General features: G+C 67.6%; 16 protein-coding genes, 1 tRNA gene and 1 pseudogene. 6 read left to right on the forward strand and 12 right to left on the reverse strand.

The window, feature by feature from the left end; translation table 11 throughout:
• Window positions 1-54 precede the first annotated feature (54 nt).
• Both ACH438_RS14345 and ACH438_RS14350 read left to right on the forward strand, forming a co-directional pair.
• Window positions 55-486, forward strand: coding sequence for a DUF2330 domain-containing protein (locus tag ACH438_RS14345; protein ID WP_397005064.1), 432 nt, complete (start codon window positions 55-57; stop codon window positions 484-486).
• Between the two features lie 369 nt (window positions 487-855).
• A complete protein-coding gene (locus tag ACH438_RS14350) occupies window positions 856-1,071 on the forward strand; it encodes a DUF397 domain-containing protein (RefSeq protein ID WP_397005066.1) in 216 nt (71 codons plus the stop codon).
• Window positions 1,072-1,086: 15 nt separating this feature from the next.
• Here the strand turns inward: ACH438_RS14350 and ACH438_RS14355 are convergent, their stop codons facing one another.
• The 5 genes from ACH438_RS14355 to ACH438_RS14375 form a co-directional block, all read right to left on the reverse strand.
• Window positions 1,087-2,046, reverse strand: a complete 960-nt coding sequence (locus ACH438_RS14355; RefSeq protein WP_397005068.1) for an alpha/beta hydrolase — start codon at window positions 2,044-2,046, stop codon at window positions 1,087-1,089.
• 131 nt (window positions 2,047-2,177) lie between these two features.
• Window positions 2,178-2,612, reverse strand: coding sequence for an HIT family protein (locus tag ACH438_RS14360; RefSeq protein ID WP_397005070.1), 435 nt, complete (start codon window positions 2,610-2,612; stop codon window positions 2,178-2,180).
• Between the two features lie 86 nt (window positions 2,613-2,698).
• The gene (purB, locus tag ACH438_RS14365) at window positions 2,699-4,120 is read right to left on the reverse strand and encodes an adenylosuccinate lyase (protein WP_397005072.1); all 1,422 of its coding nucleotides are present in this window, start codon (window positions 4,118-4,120) and stop codon (window positions 2,699-2,701) included.
• Window positions 4,121-4,338: 218 nt separating this feature from the next.
• Window positions 4,339-4,944 carry a TetR/AcrR family transcriptional regulator gene (locus ACH438_RS14370; protein WP_397005074.1) on the reverse strand — a complete coding sequence of 202 codons (606 nt, stop codon included), beginning with the start codon at window positions 4,942-4,944 and terminating at the stop codon, window positions 4,339-4,341.
• Between the two features lie 164 nt (window positions 4,945-5,108).
• Window positions 5,109-6,281, reverse strand: a complete 1,173-nt coding sequence (locus ACH438_RS14375; protein ID WP_397005076.1) for a pyridoxal phosphate-dependent aminotransferase — start codon at window positions 6,279-6,281, stop codon at window positions 5,109-5,111.
• 110 nt (window positions 6,282-6,391) lie between these two features.
• On the opposite strand from ACH438_RS14375, the gene ACH438_RS14380 reads away from it, so the two are divergent.
• Window positions 6,392-7,456, forward strand: coding sequence for a M23 family metallopeptidase (locus ACH438_RS14380; RefSeq protein WP_397005078.1), 1,065 nt, complete (start codon window positions 6,392-6,394; stop codon window positions 7,454-7,456).
• Between the two features lie 75 nt (window positions 7,457-7,531).
• Here the strand turns inward: ACH438_RS14380 and purD are convergent, their stop codons facing one another.
• Window positions 7,532-8,815 (reverse strand): phosphoribosylamine--glycine ligase, encoded by a 1,284-nt coding sequence (gene purD, locus ACH438_RS14385; RefSeq protein WP_397005080.1) that lies wholly within the window; start codon window positions 8,813-8,815, stop codon window positions 7,532-7,534.
• A 92-nt stretch (window positions 8,816-8,907) separates the two neighbouring features.
• On the opposite strand from purD, the gene ACH438_RS14390 reads away from it, so the two are divergent.
• Window positions 8,908-9,333, forward strand: a complete 426-nt coding sequence (locus ACH438_RS14390) for an HIT family protein (RefSeq protein ID WP_397005082.1) — start codon at window positions 8,908-8,910, stop codon at window positions 9,331-9,333.
• Window positions 9,334-9,405: 72 nt separating this feature from the next.
• Here ACH438_RS14390 and ACH438_RS14395 read toward each other — a convergent pair whose 3' ends face one another.
• The 5 genes from ACH438_RS14395 to ACH438_RS14415 all read right to left on the reverse strand — a co-directional run bounded on the left by ACH438_RS14395 (window position 9,406) and on the right by ACH438_RS14415 (window position 13,398).
• On the reverse strand, window positions 9,406-10,749 hold the full coding sequence (locus ACH438_RS14395; RefSeq protein WP_397005084.1) for a sensor histidine kinase: 1,344 nt from the start codon (window positions 10,747-10,749) through the stop codon (window positions 9,406-9,408).
• A 116-nt stretch (window positions 10,750-10,865) separates the two neighbouring features.
• The gene (locus tag ACH438_RS14400) at window positions 10,866-11,600 is read right to left on the reverse strand and encodes a response regulator transcription factor (protein WP_397005086.1); all 735 of its coding nucleotides are present in this window, start codon (window positions 11,598-11,600) and stop codon (window positions 10,866-10,868) included.
• 236 nt (window positions 11,601-11,836) lie between these two features.
• Window positions 11,837-11,908, reverse strand: a tRNA-Thr gene (locus ACH438_RS14405).
• 166 nt (window positions 11,909-12,074) lie between these two features.
• Complete coding sequence (locus ACH438_RS14410; protein ID WP_019931522.1) at window positions 12,075-12,317, reverse strand: MbtH family protein; 243 nt, start codon at window positions 12,315-12,317, stop codon at window positions 12,075-12,077.
• Window positions 12,318-12,564: 247 nt separating this feature from the next.
• Window positions 12,565-13,398, reverse strand: coding sequence for an alpha/beta fold hydrolase (locus tag ACH438_RS14415; protein WP_397005088.1), 834 nt, complete (start codon window positions 13,396-13,398; stop codon window positions 12,565-12,567).
• A 208-nt stretch (window positions 13,399-13,606) separates the two neighbouring features.
• Between ACH438_RS14415 and ACH438_RS14420 the strand changes: the two genes are divergently transcribed.
• Both ACH438_RS14420 and ACH438_RS14425 read left to right on the forward strand, forming a co-directional pair.
• Window positions 13,607-13,777 (forward strand): hypothetical protein, encoded by a 171-nt coding sequence (locus tag ACH438_RS14420; RefSeq protein ID WP_397005090.1) that lies wholly within the window; start codon window positions 13,607-13,609, stop codon window positions 13,775-13,777.
• Between the two features lie 3 nt (window positions 13,778-13,780).
• Window positions 13,781-15,262, forward strand: a complete 1,482-nt coding sequence (locus tag ACH438_RS14425; RefSeq protein WP_397005092.1) for a trehalose-6-phosphate synthase — start codon at window positions 13,781-13,783, stop codon at window positions 15,260-15,262.
• A 53-nt stretch (window positions 15,263-15,315) separates the two neighbouring features.
• Here the strand turns inward: ACH438_RS14425 and ACH438_RS14430 are convergent.
• Window positions 15,316-15,681 (reverse strand): annotated as a pseudogene (locus ACH438_RS14430) (SDR family NAD(P)-dependent oxidoreductase); the annotation flags it as partial.
• Window positions 15,682-15,735: the final 54 nt, after the last annotated feature.

Here is a 15,735-nt window from a genome sequence, read left to right on the forward strand (position 1 = left end):
GGCTCCACGTTAGTAGCGCCACGGGACCCGTTCCTGCTGGGTAGGCTCGCGGGCATGTCGGGGAGGACAGCGCGGATCACGGCGGTGCTGGGACTGATCATCGGAGCGAGCGGAATCGGGTGGGCCGCACCGGCATCCGCCTGCGCCTGCGGCGGCGTCGCGAATCCGCCGGGCGGCACTGTGGTCTCCGCCACCGAAACCGCCCTCCTCGGCTGGGACGGACAGCGGGAAACCATCGATATGCGGATCGGCCTGACCGGGGACACCGGCAAGGCCGCGCTGATCATCCCGACGCCCGCGCCGGCCACCGTCACGCAGGGCACTCCCGCCACCTTCACCGAACTCCAGCACCTCACCGCCCCACAGCAGATCGTGCACAAGCAGTGGTTCCCGCATGCGCAGCTGGGTTTCGGCGCGGGACTGCTGATCGTGGCGGTGACGCTGAACTGGCGGCGAGTCCGCGCCCGGCGGAGCACCGGGCGCTGAACTCCTCCGCTACCGAGCGCTGACTTCCCTATCTGGTGCGCCGCGAGCGCGACGCGTTCATCCGTGGATGATGCTCGTAGAGATAGAACACCGCTGCCTTCCGGCGTGGACACTGATCAGTCGGACAGCTGCTGTGAATCCGCAAGATACTGTTCGCGAGTTCCCGATTGAAGTGTTCCGGGACCTCCGAGCAGGTATCGGAGACGGGAGCTGCCCGCTGCTGGGACGACCATGGCGTGCGCACCAGACCTCCTTCCGCTGACACAGAATGGAATATCCGATCCGGGCCCCGCACAAACCCTGGCATTATGAGTGCGATCCGCATCACCGACCAGTACTCGCTGTCATAAATACCCGGGGAGGCCGTTAGTGGAAGCGAAGAACCGCGAAATCGAGGCCGGCGCCGTCTGGCGGCGCAGCGACGACCGCACCGACGGCGTCGAGATCGCCTTCCTCGCCAGCGGCAATATCGGATTGCGTGACTCACGCAATCCCGAAGGGCCCGTACTGATCTTCACACCCGGCGAATGGCAGGCCTTCGTGGCCGGCGCCAAGGACGGCGAATTCAACCGTCCCGGCGCCTGATTCACCCGCGCCCGGTCACGCGCCGATCGCGGGACCGATGGTCGGCCACGAATCGTGCAGTGTGTCCTGCCAGTACGACCACGAATGCGTGCCGACCGCATTGTGCTCCACCCGCGCCGGAATGTTCAGCGACCGCAGCCGCTGCTCGAACGACGTGACACAGGCATCCACACCGAACTCGATGGGACCGCCGAAGAAGATGTTCTCCGGCAGCTGCGGTTTGATCTCCAGCTCGTGCGGACCGGGGATACCCGTGCCGGTGGACAGGAAGAGCGTCTTACCGCGCAGCGCCTCGGTCAGCACGGCCGGATCGTGCGCCGCCCATTCGGGACTCGCCGGCCCGCCCCACATGTTCAGCGGATTCCCACCGCGATTCGCGATCGAGAACAGGATGGCGCCCTCCGCGATGCTGAGATCCGGGCACGCGCTGTAACCCGCCACCGCGCGATACATGTCCGGATGCCGCACCGCCAGAACGAAAGCCGCGATACCGCCCATCGACAGCCCGCCGATGGCGTTCACCCCGTTACCCGAGAAGTTCGCGTCGATCAACGGCGGAAGCTCTTGTGTCAGAAAGGTTTCCCACTGGTAGCGGCCGAAACGCGGATCGTCGGCGGCCCAGTCGGTGTAGTAACTGGCCTGACCGCCCATGGGCAGCACCACGTTCACGTCCTTGCCCTGGAAGAAGGGTTCGGCGTCGGTGGCATTGGTCCAGGTGCTCTGGGTCGCACCCGGGTCCAGGCCGTCGAGCAGATAGTAGGTGGGGCGGGAACCGCCGCCCGGCGGATGCAGCACCTGCACCTGAATGGTGCGGCCCATGGCGGGCGAGTCGACGAAGATCGCCGAGCGGGTCGCGCTCAGCTCGTCGACACGGACCACCGAGGCCGCCCGGGCAGTTGCCGGAGTAGCGATCATCGGACTCAGCAAACCTGCGGCGATTGCCAAAATCGCTGCGGCAACGACTCTTCTACGCATGTCCCCACCTCCATCAGCCCACCACGATCACTTTCAAAAGTAACTCGAGCAACAGCCGTGAAGCGGTCGAATCCCGTATGGCGTGTCGTTGGCAAACCGCACGGTTCGCTTATGGTAATGCCGATGCGCTATTACTCGCCAGCGATTCCGGGCAACACACCGCGAATCGAACCCGCCAGGTAATCGAGGTCCGCCCGCGCCGGCGTGGTCGGCCGCGCCCGCAACCCGAAACCGTCCCCCGGCGTGCGCGGAATCACGTGCAGGTGCACATGGAACACCTCCTGGCCCGCCGTCACCCCATCGGCCAGAAAGAAATTCACCCCGTCACACCCCACCTCCGACGCCCGCAGCGCCGCCGCCACCCGCTGCCCCACCTGAAACAGCCTGCCCCCCAACGCCGGATCCAACTCCGCCAGACTCCGCGCCGGAACCTTCGGAATCACCAGCACATGTCCGGGCGTCACCGGGCGAATATCCATGAACGCCAACACATCCTCGTCCTCGAACACCTTGCTCGAAGGCGCCCTACCGGCAACGATGTCCGAAAAGATCGTGTACGGATTCATGCGGCGAGCATAAGGCCCGGCAGCGCAGAGCAATTCGCCCCCGGCTCCATTCGGAGCCGGGGGCGAACAAGAGTCGCTCTCGTCGCCTAGAGGATCGGCGACGGGGTGTAGCGGGCGGCTTCGGGGTTCGCGTCCACCAGCTTCTGGACCTGCGCGATCACCTCGGCGGTCTGCGCCTCCGCCGCGCCGATGAAGGCGGAACGGTCGGCCAGCGCCGCATCCAGGGCCGCACGATCCAGCGGCATCCGGTCGTCGGCGGCCAGGCGATCCAGCAGATCGGGCTCACGGCCCTGCTCACGCATGGCCAGCGCCACCGCCACCGCATGCTCCTTGATGACCTCGTGCGCGGTCTCGCGGCCCACACCGGCGCGCACGGCGGCCATCAGGATGCGGGTCGTGGCCAGGAACGGCAGGTAGCGGTTGAGCTCGCGATCCACCACCGCCGGGTAGGTGCCGAACTCGGCCAGCACCGTCAGGAAGGTCTCCATCATGCCGTCGATGGCGAAGAACGCGTCCGGCAACGCCACCCGGCGCACCACGGAACAGAAGACATCGCCCTCGTTCCACTGCGCGCCCGCCAGCTCCGCGCCCATCGAGGCGTAACCGCGCAGCACCACCTGCAGGCCGTTCACGCGCTCGCACGAACGGGTGTTCATCTTGTGCGGCATGGCCGACGAACCGACCTGACCCGGCTGGAAGCCCTCGGTCACCAGCTCGTGGCCCGCCATCAGGCGAATCGTGTGCGCGAAGGACGACGGTCCGGCGCCCACCTGCACCAGCGCCGACAGCACATCGTGATCCAGCGACCGCGGATAGATCTGGCCGACACTGGTGAAGACGTTCGCGAAACCCAAGTGCCGCGCCACCTTCTGCTCCAGCTGCGCCAGCTTGCCCGCATCCCCGCCCAGCAGATCCAGCATGTCCTGCGCGGTGCCCATCGGGCCCTTGATGCCGCGCAACGGATAACGATCGATCAGCTCCCGCAGCCGGGTCAGCGCGATGAGCAATTCGTCTGCGGCCGAAGCGAATCGCTTCCCCAGCGTGGTGGCCTGCGCCGCCACATTGTGCGAACGGCCCGCCATCACCAGCGTCTGATACTGCGCCGCACGCTCGGTCAGCCGCGCCGCGATCGCCACCCCGTGCCCGTACACGTGCTCCAGCGACAGCCGGATCTGCAACTGCTCGACGTTCTCGGTGAGATCGCGCGAGGTCATACCCTTGTGCACCTGCTCATGTCCCGCAAGCGCATTGAACTCCTCGATGCGCGCCTTCACATCGTGGCGCGTCACCCGCTCCCGCTCCGAGATCGACCGCAGATCGACCTGATCGATCACCCGCTCGTAATCCTCGATGGCCCCGGCCGGAACCTCCACACCCAACTCCGACTGAGCGCGCAGCACCTCCAGCCACAGCCGCCGCTCGAGCACGATCTTGTTCTCGGGCGACCACAGGTGCACCAACTCGGGGCTGGCATAACGGGTGGCGAGGACGTTCGGCACAAAGCTCACGTCAACCGAGTTTAGTGGCCCACCCCCACCCCGTTTGCCGCGGCATCGCTCACCCCGGCCGACCCCAGACCTCTGGCCCCCGGAGCTACGCCCACCCTCTCCGCATCCGGCACCTCAACGGCCTTGCCACGAGCGCCGCCCTCCTCTTGTCTGGGGTTTCAGGGGCTTGCCCCGGCGCGGAGAGGCGGAGCCGCGGACCCCAGGAGTGGGTTCTCCTACTACGCCGGGGGCGCGACGATGTCGATGACTTCCAGGAGCGCGCCCCTCGCCATGCGGCGGGGCTGGGGGTCGAACTCGCTGAGCGCCGTCACGACGGCCCCGTCGACGACGGCCACCAGCCGCCGCAGCTGCTCGGGCCGCACCACCCGGTCGGACCGGCGCAGCACGTCGGCGAGCAGCTCATCGAGCTGGGCGCGTAGTCGTATCTGCACATCCCGTAGCTCGGGATGCCGCGCCGACGCCACCGACCGCTCGTAGCGGGCAATGAGCTGCCCGCGCGAATCACCGTCCTGCGGCTCGGGGCCGACCAGGAGGTCGAGGACCAGATCGACGGTCGCGTCGGTGCCGCGCCGCCGGTGCGTCACCTCGCCGACCCGCCGGCGCATGGCATCCAATTCGGCGTTGCCGGAGAACTCGACCGCCCGGGCGATCAAATCCTCGAGCGACGCGAAGTAGTAGGTGGTCGACGCGAGCGGCAATTCCGCGCGGGTCGCCACCGAGCGATGCCGAACCGCTTCGAAGCCACCCTCGAGCAGCAACTCGGCGGCGGCCGAAACCAGCGCTTGGCGACGCCGTTCGCCTTTCGGTGTCGTCGCAGTGGTCACGGTGCAATCGTGCCAGTCATCATCAAGTCATCAGGGCCGAATCTGTGCGATCTGTGGTGATTCCACTTCGGATGGGCATACGGGGAAGCCGTGCAGAAACGCAATCAATGCCTTTGTACCCCATGGGCGCGATCCGGTGGGCGAGACCGGAAAACCCTGACGTATCAGGCCAAATAGCGTTCCAACCGGTCGAGCGCCTGCTCGATGTCGGCACTCGCCCCGGCGAACGAGAAGCGAACCGTGTGCAGCCCGTTGACGGTGTCGAAGTCGATGCCCGGCGCCAGCGCCACACCCGTCGCGTCCAGCACCTCGGTGCACCACCGCATCGAATCATCGGTCAGGTGCGCGATATCCGCGTACGCGTAGAACGCGCCGTCGGCCGGGGCGAGATCGGTGATACCCAGCTTCGGCAGCCCAGACAACAGCAGCTGCCGGTTCTCCGCATACCGCCGCACATGGCCGTCCAATTCCTCCTTCGCCTCCGCGCCGAACGCATGCACGGCCGCGTACTGGGAAATAGCCGGCGGACAGACCGTCATGTTCGATGCCAACCGCTGCAATGCGGGCCGCAGATTCTCCGGCACCAGCATCCAGCCCAGCCGCCAGCCGGTCATGGAGAAGTATTTGGACACCGACCCGATGACGACCGAGTCCCGCGACGTCTCCCAAGCCGAGGACGTCGGTTCAGTGCTTGTAGAAAACCCAGCGTCGTAAACGATGCCGTGATAGATCTCGTCGGAGATCAGCAGCGTGCCGTGCGCATCGCACCAGCGCGCCAGCGCGGCCAGCTCGCCCGGCGCGATCATGGTCCCGGTCGGATTGGCCGGACTCGCCACGATCAGGCCCGCGGGCGGCTCGGGTAGCGCCTCCAGCATGGCCACGGTCGGCTGGAACCGAGTTTCCGGCCCGCAATCCAGCTCCACCACGTCACAACCCAGCGCCGCGAGGGTGTTCCGGTACGCCGGATACCCCGGCCGCGCCACCACCACGGTGTCCCCGGCATCGAAAGCGGCCAGGAAGATCAGCGTGAACGCGCCGGACGAACCGGTCGTCACCACCACATCGTCCGCGTCCACCCGCACGCCGTAGGTACTCCGGTGATGCTCGGCAATGGCCTCCCGTAGCGGCAGGATCCCGAAAGTCTCGGTGTAGCCGAGCAATTCGCTGTCCATGGCGGCCTTGGTGGCCCGCAGCACCGCCCGCGGCGCCGGAGTCGACGGCTGTCCCGCGGCGAGCACGAGCACATCTCCGTGAGTCCGGGCCCGTTCAGCTGCTGCTTTCCAGACGTCCATCACGTAAAAAGGTGGAATGGCCGACCGGCGAGATTCGATACGCACTCGACAGACGGTAGAGCACCCGCTCCCCCGTTTGCCCCGCAATGCCTATCGAGATTTGCCCCGGAGTGGCCGCCGGAATGCCTGAGGAGGGTTCAGTGCAGGGGGGACCAATGACCGACGAGGCCCGTCGGGAGGCCGACGACGGGTCGGCCGAACCCAGAAAAACGTTCCACGTCGGCGTGAGCCGCTATACGCCGGGCGTCCTGTCCCACCTGCGGACGAACGACGAACCCTCCCGGGCGCACCGGGAACTCGCACAGGCCACCCGAGTAACCGCCGCATTCCTGCGGGAGCAGGCCGGAACGGCCTGGGAACGGGCACGCAAGGCCTGGGAGCTACGCCCGCGCTCCTGGGCCGAGATCAGAGCGCTACTCGCCCGCGGACGCGCCGAGGTCAAGCGGCAATGGCCGATCGTGCGCGCCTGGTCGATCCGGCATCGAATACTGATCGGCGGCATGGTCCTGGTCCTGGTGTTCGCGGGCGCCGACAGCGCCCTCCAACTCATCCCGACCGACGCGCCGGTGGAAGCCGGTGTGGCACTCCGCGTTCCGGTGCAGTATCCGCTCCAGATCCAGGCCTCGCCCGAGACCTCCAAGCGCTATCTGGACGCCATCAACAACGGTGAACACCTGCGCGAGCAGGCGGTGGTGGAGGACGCGGCCCGCGCCACCCTGGATCGCGCCAAGGCCGAGGCCGCCGCGGCGGTGGCCGGTCAGCCGCAGCCGTGGATGAATGCCCCGGCCTCCCCCGACACCGCGCTCCCGCCCGGCTTCGTGGTCCCAGGCGTGGGCGGTTTCGTCCTGCCCGCCCGCGGCGTGTTCAGCTCCGGCTACGGCATGCGCTGGGGCACCTTCCACTGGGGCATCGATATTGCCGCGCCGATCGGCTCGCCCATCTACGCGGTGGCCGCGGGCACGGTCATCGACGCGGGTCCCGCCCAGGGTTTCGGCCTCTGGGTCCGCATCCGCCACGACGACGGCACCATCTCCGTCTACGGCCACATGTACGACTTCTCGGTCTCGGTGGGCGAGCGGGTGCCCGCCGGACTGCAGATCGCCCGGATCGGTAATCGCGGCGATTCGACCGGACCGCACCTGCACTTCGAGATCCTCGTCAACGGCCAGCACGTCGATCCGCAGCCGTGGCTGGCGCAGCGCGGAATCGTGGTCGGCTGAAACGACTCTCGTAGCCGACGCGAAACGCCCGCCCGAGCTTGCCGCTCGGACGGGCGTTTTCGTACGTAACGGGACTCAGACCGCGGTGGGGATGCTGATTCGGCCCTCGGTAGCGGCGAGCGCGATATCGGTGCGGTAGTGGCCGCCCGGCAGCTTGACCCCGGCGAGGCGGGCGTACGCGTTCTTGCGCGCCTCCTCGAGGTCGGCGCCCTGGCCGACGATGGCGAGCACCCGTCCGCCCGCGGAGACGAGGGCGCCGTCCGTGCGCTGGGTGGTGCCGGCGTGCAGGATCTCGGATTCGGTTCCGGCGCCGCTCGATTCGGCCCCGCTGATGACATCGCCGGTGCGCGGGCGGCCGGGGTAGTTCTCGGCGGCGAGCACGACGGTGACGGCCGAGCCGTCCTTCCAGCGCGGCGCAGCGACCCGGTCCAGGGTGCCGGTGGCGGTGGCGTTCAGGAGTTCACCGAGCGGCGAGTCCAGCATGGCGAGCACGGCCTGGGTCTCGGGATCGCCGAAGCGGCAGTTGAATTCGATGACGGCGGGCCCGGCCTGGCCGACCGCGAGGCCGGCGTAGAGCAGGCCGGAGAACGGCACGCCGCGGCGGACCATTTCGGCCGCAACGGGTTTCACGACATCCTCGACAATGGCGTCGAGGGTCTCCTCGGGCAGCCACGGCAACGGCGTGTACGCGCCCATGCCGCCGGTATTGGGCCCGGTGTCGCCGTCGCCGACGCGCTTGTGGTCCTGGGCGGGCAACAGCGGCACCACGGTCTCGCCGTCGACGAGGCAGAAGAGGGAGACCTCGGGTCCGTCGAGGAAGGATTCGAGCAGCACCGGGTGGCCCTGTTCGAGCAGTTCCGCGCCGTGCTCGCGGGCGACCGACCGGTCCGCGGTGACGACGACGCCCTTGCCCGCGGCCAGCCCGTCGTCCTTCACCACCCAGGTCGGCCCGAAGCGATCCAGCGCGGCATCCAGCTCGCCCGGATGATCGACGATCTCGCTGTGCGCGGTCCGCACGCCGGCCGCGTTCATCACGTCCTTGGCGAACGCCTTCGACCCTTCGATGCGGGCCGCGGCCGCCGACGGCCCGAACGCCGGAATCCCGGCCGCCCGCACCGCGTCGGCGACGCCGAGCACCAGCGGCACCTCGGGCCCGATCACCACGAGGTCGGCCTTCAGCTCCCGGGCCAGCGCCACCACCTCGTCACCCGACGACGGGTCGACCTGCCGGACGGTCGCGTGCTGGGCGATCCCGGCATTACCGGGCGCCGCGGTCACCGCGGTCACCGCCGGGTCCCGGCGCAGCGCCAGGACGAGGGCATGTTCACGGGCACCAGAGCCGATGACGAGTACGCGCACGGCAGACAGCTTAGAGGGATGGCGCAGGTGATTTGGTGGCGGTCTGATGTGCGTCCGCGCGAGGGTGGCTTCCCACGCGTAATGTCCGGGGCATGGCTTCTGTTTTCTCCGCAATCATCGAAGGTCAGCTGCCGGGCCGGTTCGTCTGGGAGGACGATGAATTCGTCGGGTTCCTCACCATCGCCCCGGTGACGCAGGGGCACACGCTGGTGGTGCCGCGCAAGGAGATCGACCAGTGGCAGGACGTGGATCCGGCGACGTTCGCGCGGATGACCGGCGTCGCCCAGACCATCGGCAAGGCCTTGCGGGCGGCCTGGGATGCCCCGCGCGTGGGCCTGCTGGTCGCGGGCCTGGAGGTGCCGCATCTGCACCTGCACGTGTTCCCGGCCTTCGAACTGGGCGATTTCGATATCACCGGGGCCGACCCGGAACCGAGCAAGGAATCCCTGGACGAGGCGCAGGAGAAGATCAAGCAGGCGCTGCGCGATCTGGGCCACGGCGCGAACGTCCCGGCCTGATCGACGCGGTATCCGTGTCCCGCACCCACTCCCGGGGTGCGGGACACAGTCGTCTTCGGGCCCGTTCGCGCGTCAGGACGGTTCGCGGGGCAGGCGCACCGCGAAGATCGTGCCCTCACCGGGCACGCTGGACACGGTGACCGTGCCGTCGTGCGCGTCGACCAGGGCCTGCACGATCGACAATCCCAGCCCGGTGCCGCCGCTCTCGCGACTGCGGGAACTGTCGGTGCGATAGAAGCGCTCGAAGACCCGCTCGGCCTGTTCGGGATCCAGGCCGGGCCCGGTATCGGCGACCTCCATGAGCACATCGTGCTCACCGGGCGTGAGCAGCACCTTCACCGCCGCGTCCGGCGGCGTGTGCATGAGCGCGTTGTTGAGCAGGTTCGCGAGAATCTGCCGTAGTCGCGCCTCATCGCCGAGCACCTCGAGAGTGCCCGTGCCGGAACGGATTTCCAGATCGATGGAGCGGGCGGGCTCGTTCGGCCGCTGCGCGGTCGCGAGGGCGCGCGCACTGTGCACGGCATCGCTGGCCAGCATGAGCAGATCCACCGGCCGCATCTCCACCGGCCGTTGCGCGTCCAGCCGGGCCAGCATGAGCAGATCCTCGACGAGCAGTCCCATCCGCTTGGATTCGCGTCCGATGCGGTCCATGAGCATGTCCGGATCGGTGATCGCGCCCTGCCGGTACAACTCCGAGAAACCCTTGATGGAGGTCAGCGGGGTGCGCAGCTCGTGGCTGGCGTCCGCGATGAACCGCCGCATCTTGGCCTCGGAACGCCGCGCCGCCTCCTCGGAGGCCTCGGTGGCCGCGAACGCCTGCTGGATCTGGGTGAGCATGGTGTTCAGCGACTGCGAGAGGTGATCGACCTCGGTATCGGTGCCGCGCACCGGAACTCGCTGATGCAGATCACCGCCGGCGATGGCCGCGGCGGTGCGCTCGACCTCGCGCAGCGGCCGCAGGCTGCGCCGGATCACCACGCGCGCGACGCCCGCGAGCGCGGACAGCACGAGCGCGCCGATCACCAGCTGCAGCACGATCAGCTTGTCGAGCAGCGTATTGGTCTCGTCCATGCGCAGCGCGACGACGCTGGTGCCGAACTCGTTGGTGGTCTTCAGAACCCGCCATTCCTCATCGGGCGCGTTCACGGATCCGATGGTGGTGGGCCGGGTTCCGAGGTCGGCGGGGACGTCGGGTTTCTGCGAGCCGGCGTCCAGGCTCAGCTTGTCCGCGCCGGACGGGTCCTGCACGCGCACCCAGTACAGGTGCGGTGGTCGTTCCCGTCCGCGTAGCGAGGGCAGGGGTTCGGGGCGTTGCGCGCCGGGTGCGGCCCAGCTGTGCGCGGCATCGTAGAGCTGCCGGTCGATGCGCTCGACCAGCACATTCCTCATCAGCGAGGTGACTGCGATGCCCGACACCAGCAGCCCGCATCCGACGAGGGATACGAGCGCCAGGACCAGGGTGGTTCGGAGTGGTACGGCCGCAAGCCGATCCGAGACTCGCCGGCGGAGGGTACGTGCTGCCTCCGCCGCATTCACGTCGCCGCCGACTTGCCGCGCGGTTCCCGCATGACATACCCCACCCCGCGGAGGGTGTGTATCAATCGGTCCGGCCCGGTGTCGACTTTCTTGCGCAGATAGGAGACGTAGGTTTCGACGACGCCGACCTCACCACCGAAATCGTAGCGCCACACGTGATCCAGGATCCGCGGCTTGCTCAGCACGGTGCCGGCATTGACGAGGAAGTAGCGCAGCAGCGTGAATTCGGTGGGCGACAGGGCGACCGGCTCGCCCGCCTTCCACACCTCGTGGGTGTCGTCGTCCAGTTCGATGTCGGCGAAGCGCAGCCGGGAGGATTTGGTCTCGGGCGCGGAGCGCCCGGCCCGGCGCAGGATGACCCGCAGGCGGGCCACCACTTCCTCGAGACTGAAGGGCTTGGTGACGTAGTCGTCGGCTCCGAGGGTGAGGCCGGTGATCTTGTCGTCGACGTCGTCGCGCGCGGTGAGGAACAGCACGGGCGCGTCGATGCCGTCCGCGCGTAGCCGCCGCAGCAGTCCGAAACCGTCCATACCGGGCATCATCACGTCGACGATGAGTGCGTCTGGCCGGAAGGTTCGCGCTTTGTCCAGGCCTTCGGTGCCGCTGGATGCCGCAGCGACCTCGAACCCCTGGTACCGCAGACTTACCGACAAAAGCTCTACGATCATCGGCTCGTCATCGACGACCAGAATCCTGGCCTCGGCTTCTCGCGATACGGGCACACCTGTCATGGACCCATAGTGCGGCCTGGGACAGGGAAGTCGCTGTACCTTCCCTGGGAGTTTCCTGGGAAGCACCTCTGCGCGCCTGAGAAAACAAGTGGGATGTCAAGGCGACAACTGATCTCGCAAGAATCGGGGTAACTCCCCGGGTACGCCCAAAATTCGGCCACCGGCTGACCGCCGGCCCGGTACGAAGCCCGCCACGCTCCCCAACGACCGGCAAAAGTCGCGGGGAGGCGGGACAGAGCCCCCTGTCAGGATTGAACTGACGACCTTCGCTTTACAAGAGCGGTGCTCTACCACTGAGCTAAGGAGGCGGAAAACGGTGCCATCATAACCGGGTAGGTCGGCTGCGCGGAAAAGCCGACGTGACCCGGTCATTCGATGCTCAGGACCGACTCTCCGAAGTGCGGCCGGACGGCGACGCCGCCGCCCGGCCGTACCCGGAAACCGTTCCTGCGCAGTATCGAGACGACCGCGGGGTTAGGACTGGGCCGCCTGACGGGCGGCATCATCGGCGGCCATGGCGTCGCGCAGGCTCTTCGGACGCATATCCGTCCAGTTCTTCTCGACGTACTCGACGCACGCCGCGCGGCTGTCCTCGCCGAAAACGACTCGCCAACCCGCCGGGACCTCGGCGAAGGCGGGCCACAGGGAATGCTGCTCCTCGTCGTTGACCAGAACGAAGAACCGGCCGTCTTCGTCGTCGAAGGGATTGGTGCTCATTTCACCTCACTGGATACTGGCGCTGTGTACGGGAACTTCGACGGATCGTCCGTACGCCCGGTAAATGTACCGGCGCGTAGGAACGAGCCCCCGACGTTGATTCGACCCTAGCAAGGCAGGCGTTACGACTGGGCGGTTACCGTGCCTCTAGCGCTAGGTCATCGATTGTCGCAGGTCTCCGGGCTGCTCCGCAGGCGACCCGGGTTCGGCGCGAGCCGAGCCGGGTAATCGGGGCGGAACCCCGGGGTCAGACCGCGAAGAATTCGAGCAGGATCTTGTTGACCGCGTCCGGCTGTTCCAGGTAGCCGAAGTGCCCCGCGTCCGGGACCTCCTGGTAGCGGGCGCCCGGAATCAGCTCGGCGACCTCCCGCGACAGGTAGGGCGGAATCATGCGGTCGTCGGCGAATCCCATCGACAGGCAGGGCACGGTGATGCCCCGGTAGGCCGCGGTGCGATCGAAGTCATGGTCCATGCGGCGCTGTGCGCGCACGCCGGGAGCGACCGGGCCGCCGGTGAATTCGAACAGGTCCAGCCAGTCGCGGGCGGCATTGGTGTCGGCCAGGGTGGCCGGCGACAGGTTCATCACCGCGGTGAGCGCGGCCTCGTACTTGGCCGGCAGCTTCACGCCCGAGGCGTCGAATTCGTGCTCGCCCAGCGACAGCGTCTTCTGGAACTGGTCGAGGCGGGCGTGCCCGGCCATGAAGACGGCCTTGCGCACCAATTCCGGCCGGGCCAGGGCGAGTTCCTGTGCGACGCGGGAGCCCATCGACTGGCCCACCACCAATGCGGGCCCCTCGCCGAGGAATTCGATGAGGGCCGCGGTGTCGCGGACCAGATCGTCGATGGTCATGCCGTCCGGGGCCTCGAAAGTCGGTGCGATGCCCCGATTGTCGAAGGTGCAGACCCGGTAGCCGGCGGCGACCAGGGCGGGTACCTGGTGTAGCTCCCAGACGCGGCCGGGGCTGCCGGTGCCCATGATCATGACGACCAGCGGCGCGGACCCCTTGGTGTCGGTGCCCTTGGTCCGGTCTCCCTTGACCTGGTAGTTCAGCGAGATTCCGTTCACCGTCGCCAACGGCATACTCTTCGACTCCTTCATCAGGAAATACGTTCCGGTGCACTTGTCAGGGGCGTCACGCGCCCCATCAACCGTATAGGTATCCGGGGTTCCGGCGTTTCCGCACCATTGCGGTTGAGGCTCGTTGCACACCGAGCGGACGGTGCAGGTAATACGGGCAGATACCATGGATCGCACACCTGAGCAGACTTCCCTCGAGAGGATATGGATGATGGCCGCGAAGAGTAGCGCCAATGACATCGCGGACGACGATCTGGAGCCGCTCGCCGATGAAACCGCTCGTCAGGCCCAGCGCGTCGTGGCCGCTTACGCCAGCGATGCCGACGAATGCCGCATGCTGCTGTCGATGCTGGGTATCGCGCCTGCTACGCGAGGCGAATGACCGGTGACCCCGGACAATTCCGGCTCCGGATTCGTTGTCGTCGCGAACCGGCTCCCGGTCGACCTGGAAAAGCTGCCCGATGGCAGCACTCGCTGGAAGCGCAGTCCCGGCGGTCTGGTGACCGCGCTGGAGCCGGTGCTGCGCAATAACAAGGGCGCGTGGGTCGGCTGGGCCGGCGTGCCGGATGTGGATCTGGATCCGATCGTCGAGGACGGTCTGGAACTGCATCCGGTGCCCCTGTCGGCCGATGAAGTGGCCGATTACTACGAGGGTTTCTCGAATGCCACGCTGTGGCCGCTGTATCACGATGTGATCGTGCGGCCGGTCTACGACCGGCAGTGGTGGCAGGCGTACGTGCAGGTGAATCGTCGTTTCGCCGAATACACCGCGAAGGTGGCGGCGGAGGGCGCGACGGTCTGGGTGCAGGACTACCAACTGCAGCTGGTGCCGAAGATGCTGCGCATGCTCCGTCCCGATCTGACCATCGGGTTCTTCCTGCACATTCCGTTCCCGCCGGTGGAACTGTTCATGCAGATGCCTTGGCGGACCGAGATCGTCGAGGGTCTGCTGGGCGCCGACCTGATCGGCTTCCACCTGCCCGGTGGCGCACAGAACTTCCTGTACCTGGCGAGAAGGCTTGCCGGGCAGCCGACTTCCCGCGGCAATGTGGGCGTGCGCTCGAAACTCGGTGTGGTGCAGGTGGGTTTCCGCACCGTCCGGGTGGGCGCGTTCCCGATCTCCATCACCTCGACGGAGATGGACGAGTATTCGCGGCGGCGCTCGGTTCGGGAACGAGCCGCGAAGATCCGTGCCGAACTGGGCAATCCGAAGAACATCCTGCTGGGCGTCGACCGCCTCGATTACACCAAGGGCATCGACATCCGCCTGGCCGCACTCGAGGAACTGTTGCACGAGGGCCGGTTGAATCCGGAGGAGACGGTCGTGGTGCAGCTCGCGACACCCAGTCGCGAACGCGTCGAGTCCTACATCCAGATGCGCGGCGATATCGAGCGTCAGGTGGGCCGGATCAACGGCGAGTACGCCCGGGTCGGGTATCCGGTGGTGCACTACCTGCACCGCCCCATTCCCCGCGATGAACTGATCGCCTTCTTCGTCGCCGCCGACGTCATGGTGGTGACCCCGCTGCGGGACGGCATGAACCTGGTGGCCAAGGAGTACGTGGCCTGCCAGGGCAGCCTCAACGGCGCACTGGTGCTGAGCGAATTCACCGGCGCGGCAGCCGAGTTGCGCCAGGCGTACCTCTGCAACCCGCACGACCTGGATTCGGTCAAGGACGCTCTCATCGGCGCCATCGACGACGACCGGGACACCCGCCGCCGCCGCATGCGCTCCCTCCGCCGCCAGGTCCTCACCCACGACGTGGACCGCTGGGCCCGCGCCTTCCTGGACGCCCTGGCCACCGACCGGGTAGCCGGCAGCGCCCTCCTCACCGACGACGACGTCGACCCCGAGATGCACCGCTGACCGACACCCACACGACTTCGCCGGGACAGCTTGCCGTCCCGGCGTTTTCGCGCCTACCCCCCGCTTCGCCAACTTCGACTGCCCGTACACCCGCATAGGTTTGTAAGCCCGCCGCAGATAGCCCAGATCATCGATATCGAGGGTGGTACTCCGATACCCGCCGTCCCACTACTCACAGTGACGACCCGCCCCTCCTGCGAAGCCAGGAGTAGATCGATCCGCTCGACCCGATCATGCAATTCAGCGGCAGCAGCCCGCACGGATTCCTGTACCGCCAGATCGAGCCGCACAGTGCCCAATTCGGCCCCGGGAGCCTGCTCCCGCACGAGTGCCAGAGCCGCAGCGCCTTTTTCGAGATTGCGGCACGCGAGCACCACCGAGGCCCCCCGCTCAGCCAGCCGCCGTGCCGTCTCCAAGCCGAGCCCCGCGGACGACCGCGGTCCGGCCGTGCAGGTCCGGCATGTCGCTTGCGG

It is taken from the genome of Nocardia sp. NPDC020380 (assembly GCF_044386975.1).
Classification (GTDB): domain Bacteria; phylum Actinomycetota; class Actinomycetes; order Mycobacteriales; family Mycobacteriaceae; genus Nocardia.